This is a genomic window from Acinetobacter sp. UBA6571, assembly GCF_002434085.1.
GTDB lineage: Bacteria > Pseudomonadota > Gammaproteobacteria > Pseudomonadales > Moraxellaceae > Acinetobacter > Acinetobacter radioresistens.
Map to the genome: position 1 here is coordinate 1 of NZ_DJJJ01000051.1, position 8836 is coordinate 8836.

Below are 8836 nucleotides of genomic sequence, written 5' to 3' on the forward strand. Positions count from 1 at the left end.
AATCCAGAACGTGCAGACCGTCAGGAAATGTTATCAATTGATGATATTTCAAAAGATATTTTACGTGTCCCGACTTTAGGGGTGATTCCAGAATGTCCAACTGTACTTCAGGCATCAAACGAAGGTAAACCGGTTATTCTATATACTGAAACCAGTGCCGGACAGGCTTATGATGACCTGGTTGCGCGCTTCCTTGGTGAAGAACGTCCTTATCGTCACATTACTGTGAAACCGAAGGGCTGGTTAGCACGACTATTTGGAGCATAATTATGGCAGGATTCTGGAGTAAGCTTTTTAGTGGTGATGAAAAACCATCAAGTGCTAAAACAGCTAAAGACCGACTGAAAGTCATCGTGGCCTCTGAACAGGGTTTAGGTAGACGTCTAAGCCAAGACAAAATAGACCAGATGAAAAAAGAAATTATGCAGGTGGTCAACCGTTATGTACGCGGTGTAGATGAGCAGCATATTCAGATGTCTGTTCGTTCTGAAGCGAACATCGAAATGCTAGAGATGAATATCAATTTGCCTGAAGAACGTTAATCTCATTACTGATTAGGCAACCGAATTAAATCAAGGCAAAATATGCAGCAGCGCATGGAAAGTATCTCTTTCTCCTGCTGCAAGTATTTTGCTTTTTTAATTTTGTTTTGAATACTGAGGAGATCGTGATGGCATTGTCACAGCCAGCAACATTCAATGAAGAATGGTCAGATGAACGTGTGTTTGGCTATTTGAATCAGCTTCCTCCTGAAGGCATAAATGCTGACTTTCACGTTCTCTATCATGCATTCAAGCATATGCGTCCAAGTGATTATGAACGTTTGCTGAACAGGTTTATTGCTGATGGCCGGGATCTAAATGCTACTAATCCTCAGGGACAACGTATTCATGAAGTGATTGCTGAATTTCCGCGCCAAAGTGCTCCATTTCTAGAAGTTCTAGCTAAGTTTGCTTAAAAACAGCTTTATAACCGAAATAATAAAAAACCTGCTTGAAGCAGGTTTTTTATTTAAAGACCTTTTATACTAAAATTTCACGCTTACCATTTGCACCCATCGCACTTACAATACCATTTTCTTCCATCTGATCAATAATGCGCGCAGCACGGTTGTAACCCAAGCTAAATTTACGCTGGAGAGAAGACGTAGAGGCTTTACGGGTTTCCAGTACAAATGCGACACACTGGTCGTAAAGCATATCCCGGTCGGAACCGCCTTCTCCACCATCCTCGAAACCGCGTGAGCTTGGTTCTTCATCAAACGGTGTCAATATCTCGTCAATGTAATCAGGATCACCACGTTCGCGCCATGCATCACAAATACGGTTAACTTCATCATCAGAAATGAAGGCGCCATGTACACGTTCGGGTTCAATTTTACCTGGCCCCAAGAACAGCATATCACCATGCCCTAACAAGTCCTCTGCCCCACCTGCATCTAAAATAGTACGGGAGTCAATTTTGCTGTTAACACGTAATGCCACACGGGTAGGAATATTGGCTTTAATCAGGCCGGTAATGACATCCACAGAAGGACGCTGAGTTGCAAGCAATAAATGAATACCAGCAGCACGTGATTTTTGCGCGAGACGAGTAATCATTTCTTCTGCTTTTTTACCCACCTGCATAATCATATCTGCAAATTCATCAGCCACAATCACAATCATAGGTAAAGGAGTTAAGCGTGGGGCACGCTCTTGAGTTGCCGAATCACCGGGTTTCCATGTCGGATCAATCAGATCCTCACCGTTCGCAATTGCTTCTTCGACCTTACGGTTATAATCAGTAATCTTACGAATTTTCATAAAGGACATCAGCTTGTAACGACGTTCCATTTCATTAACACACCAGTTTAGTGCACTGACCGCATCTTTCATATCAGTCACTACAGGCGTTAAAAGGTGAGGAATATCATTATAGTTAGCCAGTTCTAATTGCTTCGGATCAATCAGAATTAAACGCAACTGATCGGGGGTATATTTGAGCAGCATGGAAAGAATCATGGCATTTACAGCGACTGACTTACCCGAACCGGTAGTCCCTGCCACCAGCATGTGAGGTGCCTTGGCAAGATCAGTCAAAACCGGATTACCTGAAATATCCTTACCCATAGCCATTGAGATAAGACCATTCGGGTCGCGATATGCTGGTGTTTCCAGTAGCTCGGTTAAACGTACCATTTCACGGCTACTGTTCGGTACTTCGATTCCAATATAAGGTTTGCCTGGTATAACTTCTACTACACGCACCGAAGCCATGGACATTGAGCGAGCCAGGTCACGGGAAATATTGGTTACTTTAGAAGCTTTTACCCCAGGCGCCAGATCCAGTTCAAAACGGGTGACTACCGGCCCTGGCTGAGCCTCAACCACCTTGGCTTTAACATTAAACTCCTGCAACTTGATTTCTAGCAGTTCTGACAGGCGTGCCAACTGCTCAGCAGTAAAGTTTACTTTCTTGTTCGGGTCTACCGGATCTAGAATGTCAACTGGAGGCAAAGTTGATAGATCACGACGCTTGTGTACCACTTGCATGGCACGTGACATCGGCCGCCCGGCCCGGTCAGTTAATGGCGCATCAAGATCAAATTCTTCTTCAATTTCTTGAGGTTTACCAGCCGTTTCATGCCAAGCCTCAATAAAGGCTTCTTTATCTTTGGCAAGAATTTTACGCTCATCTAGATGTTGCTCAATCTCTGTTTCACGCTCTGGTGCATTAAACTGAGTTTTAATCTCTGCTTTTACAAAGGGTGTAGACTGAGCATAACTGCTTGTTGTTCTCACAGGCTGATCTTTAAAGTGATCTTCATCTTCCACCAGAAAATCAACCAGCTCCTCAAGCTCAGCAACATCACTGCCGTTATTCTGCATAGACTGTCTCATCAGTGCAGATTGAACTCCCGTGGCGCTTGCTGCCCCAGAAACACTGGCTGTCACACTGGATACAGTAGCTGATGCGGCAGATGAGCCCTGTCCATTTGATATATTTTTGCTGTTAAAAGGTGTATGTACATCTGTTGCCGTTTTAGTTGGCGGTACAGCAGCTAACAGTTCATCAAAAATCTGGTCATCATTCCAGTCCAATATCTCATCATCATGTGATGTTTGAGGCTGATACGCAGGAGAACGGGATTCAGGCTGTCTTTCTTCCTGAGCCACTACCACTTGTTGCAGATGCTCATGTGGTGTAACCGGTTTGTCATCTTCGGCAGCTTTTAACAGGGCATCAATATCACGGTCATGATTATCATCATGTTGTAAAGCACGCCATACTTCACCGGTTGCGACCACACGCTGGCTGTCCTGCTGTAACTGATGGGCTTTTTCTAAAGTACGTTCAAACTCTGCTTCATCTTCAGGATCAAGTGAAGGCATCTGATGTTGTATCTGCTCTTTTGCCAACATATCGTTAAATAGACGCTCTGCTTGCAGGTCTGCTGCTGAAGGTTGAGAGACTATCTTAGCTGGCTGCTTTATTTCTGAAGCTAAAACCTGCTCTTGTGCAGATTCTCTGGTTCTGATCGCGACCGACTTTTTTATTGGTTGCTGTTCAGTGCGGTCAAAGTCTGATTCACTGGAAGGTACATTACGGTAAAACAGATCTTGCAGGTATGCAGGGGTTGCCTTAAGCGTAACCCAGGTTTTATTCCATTGAATACCAAATGCCAAGGTCAGTAAAATTAGACAAAATACAATCAGAAAGAAAGTAGCACCATAAATTGTTAACACCTGCGCCAGACTACTTCCCAGTTCATAACCGATAATGCCACCAGAGGCATTTTCCAGAGTATCTGCAGGTAAATTCCAGTGTAGATATAAAAGGCTGGACGTGGTCAGGATTAAAAAAAACTGGGCAGCATAACGAAACGGACGGTTCAGGAAACTGCGTGGCCACCAGAGCTGGATAGCTTCAATAAACAGGTAGATGGGAATAAGCAAACTTGCCCATCCTACAAAGCCAAAAAGCAAATCTGCAATCCAGGCACCCGCTACGCCACTGGCATTAGAGACTTGCTGGGTATCACTGGAAATATGCATCCACCCGGGGTCAAACGGTGTATATGTTACTGTTGCCAGAAACAGGTAAATCCCGAATGAAACCAAGAATAATGTCATTAATAAGCGCTGTGCATAAACATTTGACACCGCAGTCATATACTGTCCCGTAACCATTTATCAATTGATGTTCTTATATAGAAGCCGTCAGGCTTTCTTCAAAGAAGAAAACTTTATATTATGCACCGGTTCCCATTAAAATGATGCATCATTATTTATTTGTGTTGTTAACATATTTTATATAGCTCAAACCGATTTCCATCATCAAGATTATCCACATGGATTGAACACAACTTTGCTGATGTTTCACGTATACTTTTAACAATTCTACATAAAAAAGGATAGCTTTAATGAGCATTCGTCACTCACGGTTAATTATTTTGGGTTCGGGCCCTGCCGGTTACAGCGCAGCAGTGTATGCAGCACGTGCAAACCTAAAGCCGACACTCATTGCAGGCATGCAGATGGGTGGCCAGCTTACGACCACTACTGAAGTAGACAACTGGCCAGGTGACCCTGAGGGTCTGACTGGTCCAGCTTTAATGGAACGTATGCATGCTCATGCAGAGCGGTTTGGTACTGAGATGATTTATGACCATATTAATGAAGTGGACTTAAATGTTCGTCCCTTTGTTTTGAAGGGTGATATGGAAGAGTACACCTGTGATGCCCTGATTGTGGCAACAGGCGCAACTGCCCAGTATCTTGGTCTGGAATCCGAAGCCAAATTTATGGGCCAGGGTGTAAGTGCCTGCGCAACCTGTGATGGTTTCTTCTACAAAAACCAGAAAGTTATGGTAGTAGGTGGAGGTAATACTGCGGTTGAAGAAGCATTGTATTTATCAAATATCGCTTCACATGTTACGCTTGTACACCGTCGTGACAAACTGCGTTCAGAAAAGATTTTACAAGATCACTTGTTTGAAAAAGAGAAAGAAGGCAAAATTTCGATTCTCTGGAACCATCAGGTTGAAGAAGTCCTGGGCGACAATACGGGAGTAACCGGTGTAAGACTTAAATCTGTTCAGGATGACACACTACGTGATGTTGATGTTCAAGGTTTATTTGTTGCTATTGGCCACAAACCAAATACCTCAATGTTTGAGGGCCAGCTTGAATTACGTAATGGCTATATTCAGGTACAAAGTGGCACAGCAGGTAATGCGACTGCAACGTCAATCCCAGGCGTATTTGCAGCAGGTGATGTAGCAGATGATGTTTATCGCCAGGCCATTACCTCTGCGGGCTCAGGCTGTATGGCTGCACTTGATGCAGAGAAATACCTGGATGGTTTAACACCAGAAAGTTAACAGAGTTTGGTTATTTTCTTAATAGCCGCCTTAGTGCGGCTATTCTTATTTTCAGTTTTACAGTTGTGCTTGTATGGCTGTATGAAATTACTTACCATAAATTAAAGTGATTTTTTCAGACTGAATCATGACCATGCTTCCCCCCTCTCAATATATTTTTCCTGATCCTATAGAAGCCGATCCTGAAGGCGAAGGCCTCATATGTATTGGGGCTGACCTCTCTCCATCTACTTTATTAGAAGCTTACACACATGGGTTATTTCCCTGGTTTAATGCAGGTGAACCTATTTGCTGGTGGTCACCAGAACCACGCTGTGTAATTTATCCAGAACATTATAAACCGAGCAAATCTTTACTACGGAGTATGAAAAAGTACGACTATCACATCACGGTCAATCAGGCCTTTGAACAGGTTATTTCCTCATGTGCCCTACCGCGTAGCTATAGTGAAGAGACGTGGATTTCCAAACAAATTATCCAAGGCTACTGCAACCTGTTCAATGCAGGTTTTGGTTATAGTGTTGAAGTCTGGGACGATACAAAGTTGGTAGGAGGCCTGTATGGGGTCACCATTGGCAAAGGCTGTTTCGGTGAATCGATGTTCAGTACCCGCACTGATGTTTCAAAAATGGCTTTTTATAGCCTCATGTTAATTGCAAAGGAGAATAATTTACCTTGGGTCGACTGCCAGCTGGTAAATGAACATCTGCTTAGCTTGGGTGCCTGTACAGTTTCTCGGCAGGATTATCTTAAATCGTTACAAGATGTAATTATTCAACCTGCTATCGATTGGAAAAAGTATCAGGAGCGTGTATTTTCAAGTGAAACAGTTGCACTTAATAGCCGCCTGAGCGAATGATAATAATGAGGGACCATGTATGAAATCTTATCACCCTAAGTCCCTGTTAAATGACTTGCAGTACTATATTACACCACCACATGACTGTAGTTATCTAGAAAAGAAATCTGCACGCATGGTCTTTCTGGACCCTGTTCATCGTATTGACGTAGAAACATTGTCTGAACTTTCTCGGCTAGGCTTCCGACGTAGTGGCGACTTTATCTATCGTCCAGAATGCCATCTGTGCCGGCAATGCCTTTCCTGTCGGGTCCCTGTAAATGCTTTTCAAATGAACAGCAGCCAGAAAAAAGCATGGAAGCGTAACCAGAATTTACGCATGAATATTATTTCAACCCGTGATGCAACCTGGCAGCATTATGCACTGTATGAGCGCTATATTTTGGCACGTCATGCTGATGGAGACATGTATCCACCCAGTCAAGACCAGTTTGAAAAATTCTTGGTACATAGCTGTACAGAAAGCTTCTTTCTTGAGCTGTGGAAGGATGAACAGCTCATCAGCGTTTCTACATGTGATCCGCTGGATGATGGTATTTCAGCGGTTTATACTTTTTTTGATCCTGATGAAAACCGTCGCTCCCTAGGAGTATTTGCAATTTTAAAGCAGATTGAATATGTAAAAATGCTAGGTCTAGATTACATTTACCTCGGTTACTGGGTACCACATTCAGCTAAAATGAACTATAAATCCCAATATACCCCATTAGAAATTTTACTAGATGGACAGTGGCGGCATTTGAACCGATCCTTAAACGCTGAAGAGATTCATGCGCTGGGTGATTCGCTCCTCACCACCCTTCCTTCGGGCTGGAATCAGCTGATTGTTAAATAAATCAGTTTGACTTAGCGAAATAACTGGCTGAAATCCTCACTACAAGACTTGACCATGATAATGGCATGTTCACGTCCTCCATTCGGTCCAGGATAATAATTACGTCGCTGATCAATTTGATGAAAGCCGCTCTTTTCATAAAGTGCAATGGCAGCTGTGTTGCTTTCACGTACTTCCAGAAAAATTTGTACAGGCATATTTTCTAAAAGTGAAATTGATTGCTCAAGCAGGGTATAACCTAGTCCTTTACCTTGCCAGGAAGGATGAATAGCCATTAATAACAGGTTAGCTTCATCTAGAACGGGCTGTAGAATACAGAAGCCGATAACCTGACCTTGCAGCTCGTATACAGTACACAGATAACTTTGTAATGCCTCTTCGAATAATCGAAAAGACCACGGGTGAGTTTGAACCTGTTTTTCAATCTCAGTCACCTGAGGCAGGTCAGATTTTTGCATTAAGCGGATCATATACAACAGGGCTTTTATAGCTATCCAACTTGCATTATAAGAATTGTTTATGAAAAATCGAGAATAAAAAAGGACAATTTAAATTGTCCCTTTTCTTATATACTTTTAGAAACCTAGTTTATTACGCCATTTTTCTAAAAGAGCTGTGGTATCTGTATCATTTGGATGAAATTTTGGTCTTAAAAAGTCTGCCAGTTCAGGAATTTGTCGAGTTATAAAACCCTTACGGCCATACATAAATTTCAGCATATATCTGGTATCTTTCCAGGTTAGTTTTTTATCTGCGCTTAAGAGACGCACAGTAAAATATGACTGTGTAAAGAAAATCAGCGTTAAGGCAATGATTAGCGCCGAAGAGCGCATAAAATAAGCCTTAGGCCCTTGCCCATACATTGCTGTATAAACATCAAAGGCTACAGCTTTATGCTCATTTTCCTCTATGGCATGCCACATCCAGAGTTTATACATGGTCTCATCATTAAATAAGGCCTGCACATCTGCATTCTGCAACAGCTCAGCCGCGATAGTGGCAGTAAAATGTTCAAGAGCACATGTACCTGTTAAATCAACCATTTCCTTGGTGTAACCGAACGGTTTCATCAGACGGTATACGACTTCCGTACCTACTTTAAGTACCTGCCCTGTCTGCTCTTCCATTTTACGCACATCATAACCATAAGCCTGAGCAGAAGCATTAAAGGCAAGATGCTCCTTAGAATGCATAGCTTCTTGCCCGATAAAAGCACTAATCTCTTTTTGAAGTACTGGATCTGAAAGTTTAGGGTTTTGACGTACCGCACGGGTACTATCTACAAAAAATTTTTCACCCTCTGGGAACAGTGCAGATAAAGCTGTCATAAAATGGGTTATACCGGCATCACCGCTCGCCCAGTAACGTGGAACCTGATTAAATTCAAAGTCCATACGACGTACAGGAAAGCTAGCACCAGCACGATTTGAAATATTTACTTTAGCATTCATTAGGGTTACTCCTCGCAAGTGAGCAATTCGCTAGCTTGCTTTTATTTTTTGATTTCTTATTTCTTATCATACGTTTTTTTTATTGTGCTATAAGGGCAGATAAGGACATAGAATTATCAGTTAAGGACAGCTGATATTTATTATTGTCTGACAATTTTATAAAGCTATTTAAATGCATATTTATATAAATAAAAAAAGCGCCCTAAAAGGACGCTTTTTTTGACACAGTAAAGTGATTATGCAGTTACTTTCGCAACAACACCAGCACCTACTGTACGGCCACCTTCACGAATCGCAAAACGCAGACCAGCGTCCATCGCGATCGG

General features: G+C 42.5%; 8 protein-coding genes and 2 pseudogenes. 6 read left to right on the top strand and 4 right to left on the bottom strand.

Features of this window, described 5'->3' with window-relative positions:
• The 3 genes and pseudogenes from B3X18_RS09725 to B3X18_RS09735 all read left to right on the top strand — a co-directional run.
• A pseudogene (locus B3X18_RS09725) lies at nucleotides 1–267 on the top strand (septum site-determining protein MinD); the annotation flags it as partial.
• Between the two features lie 2 nt (nucleotides 268–269).
• Nucleotides 270–542 carry a cell division topological specificity factor MinE gene (gene minE, locus B3X18_RS09730; protein WP_005018909.1) on the top strand — a complete coding sequence of 91 codons (273 nt, stop codon included), beginning with the start codon at nucleotides 270–272 and terminating at the stop codon, nucleotides 540–542.
• Nucleotides 543–670: 128 nt separating this feature from the next.
• Nucleotides 671–958 (top strand): PA4642 family protein, encoded by a 288-nt coding sequence (locus tag B3X18_RS09735; RefSeq protein WP_005027494.1) that lies wholly within the window; start codon nucleotides 671–673, stop codon nucleotides 956–958.
• Between the two features lie 64 nt (nucleotides 959–1022).
• On the opposite strand, the gene B3X18_RS09740 is transcribed toward B3X18_RS09735, so the two are convergent.
• Nucleotides 1023–4154 carry a DNA translocase FtsK gene (locus B3X18_RS09740; RefSeq protein ID WP_005027496.1) on the bottom strand — a complete coding sequence of 1044 codons (3132 nt, stop codon included), beginning with the start codon at nucleotides 4152–4154 and terminating at the stop codon, nucleotides 1023–1025.
• A 251-nt stretch (nucleotides 4155–4405) separates the two neighbouring features.
• Between B3X18_RS09740 and trxB the strand changes: the two genes are divergently transcribed.
• From trxB to B3X18_RS09755, 3 genes are all read left to right on the top strand, one after another.
• Nucleotides 4406–5365, top strand: coding sequence for a thioredoxin-disulfide reductase (trxB, locus tag B3X18_RS09745; RefSeq protein WP_005018904.1), 960 nt, complete (start codon nucleotides 4406–4408; stop codon nucleotides 5363–5365).
• Between the two features lie 127 nt (nucleotides 5366–5492).
• A complete protein-coding gene (aat, locus tag B3X18_RS09750; RefSeq protein ID WP_005027498.1) occupies nucleotides 5493–6224 on the top strand; it encodes a leucyl/phenylalanyl-tRNA--protein transferase in 732 nt (243 codons plus the stop codon).
• A 19-nt stretch (nucleotides 6225–6243) separates the two neighbouring features.
• Complete coding sequence (locus tag B3X18_RS09755; RefSeq protein ID WP_005027500.1) at nucleotides 6244–7059, top strand: arginyltransferase; 816 nt, start codon at nucleotides 6244–6246, stop codon at nucleotides 7057–7059.
• 11 nt (nucleotides 7060–7070) lie between these two features.
• On the opposite strand, the gene rimI is transcribed toward B3X18_RS09755, so the two are convergent.
• The 3 genes and pseudogenes from rimI to B3X18_RS09770 all read right to left on the bottom strand — a co-directional run.
• Entirely contained in the window at nucleotides 7071–7529 is a 459-nt protein-coding gene (gene rimI / locus B3X18_RS09760; protein WP_005027502.1) for a ribosomal protein S18-alanine N-acetyltransferase, read from the bottom strand.
• A 105-nt stretch (nucleotides 7530–7634) separates the two neighbouring features.
• Nucleotides 7635–8510, bottom strand: a complete 876-nt coding sequence (locus tag B3X18_RS09765; RefSeq protein ID WP_005027503.1) for a metal-dependent hydrolase — start codon at nucleotides 8508–8510, stop codon at nucleotides 7635–7637.
• Between the two features lie 236 nt (nucleotides 8511–8746).
• Nucleotides 8747–8836: pseudogene (locus B3X18_RS09770) on the bottom strand (elongation factor Tu); the annotation flags it as partial.

Coding starts and splice junctions, on each gene's coding strand:
- aat (WP_005027498.1), top strand. CDS start 5,493: ATGACCATGCTTCCCCCCTCTCAATATATTTTTCCTGATCCTATAGAA.
- trxB (WP_005018904.1), top strand. CDS start 4,406: ATGAGCATTCGTCACTCACGGTTAATTATTTTGGGTTCGGGCCCTGCC.
- B3X18_RS09735 (WP_005027494.1), top strand. CDS start 671: ATGGCATTGTCACAGCCAGCAACATTCAATGAAGAATGGTCAGATGAA.
- B3X18_RS09755 (WP_005027500.1), top strand. CDS start 6,244: ATGAAATCTTATCACCCTAAGTCCCTGTTAAATGACTTGCAGTACTAT.
- B3X18_RS09765 (WP_005027503.1), bottom strand. CDS start 8,510: ATGAATGCTAAAGTAAATATTTCAAATCGTGCTGGTGCTAGCTTTCCT.
- minE (WP_005018909.1), top strand. CDS start 270: ATGGCAGGATTCTGGAGTAAGCTTTTTAGTGGTGATGAAAAACCATCA.
- rimI (WP_005027502.1), bottom strand. CDS start 7,529: ATGATCCGCTTAATGCAAAAATCTGACCTGCCTCAGGTGACTGAGATT.
- B3X18_RS09740 (WP_005027496.1), bottom strand. CDS start 4,154: ATGACTGCGGTGTCAAATGTTTATGCACAGCGCTTATTAATGACATTA.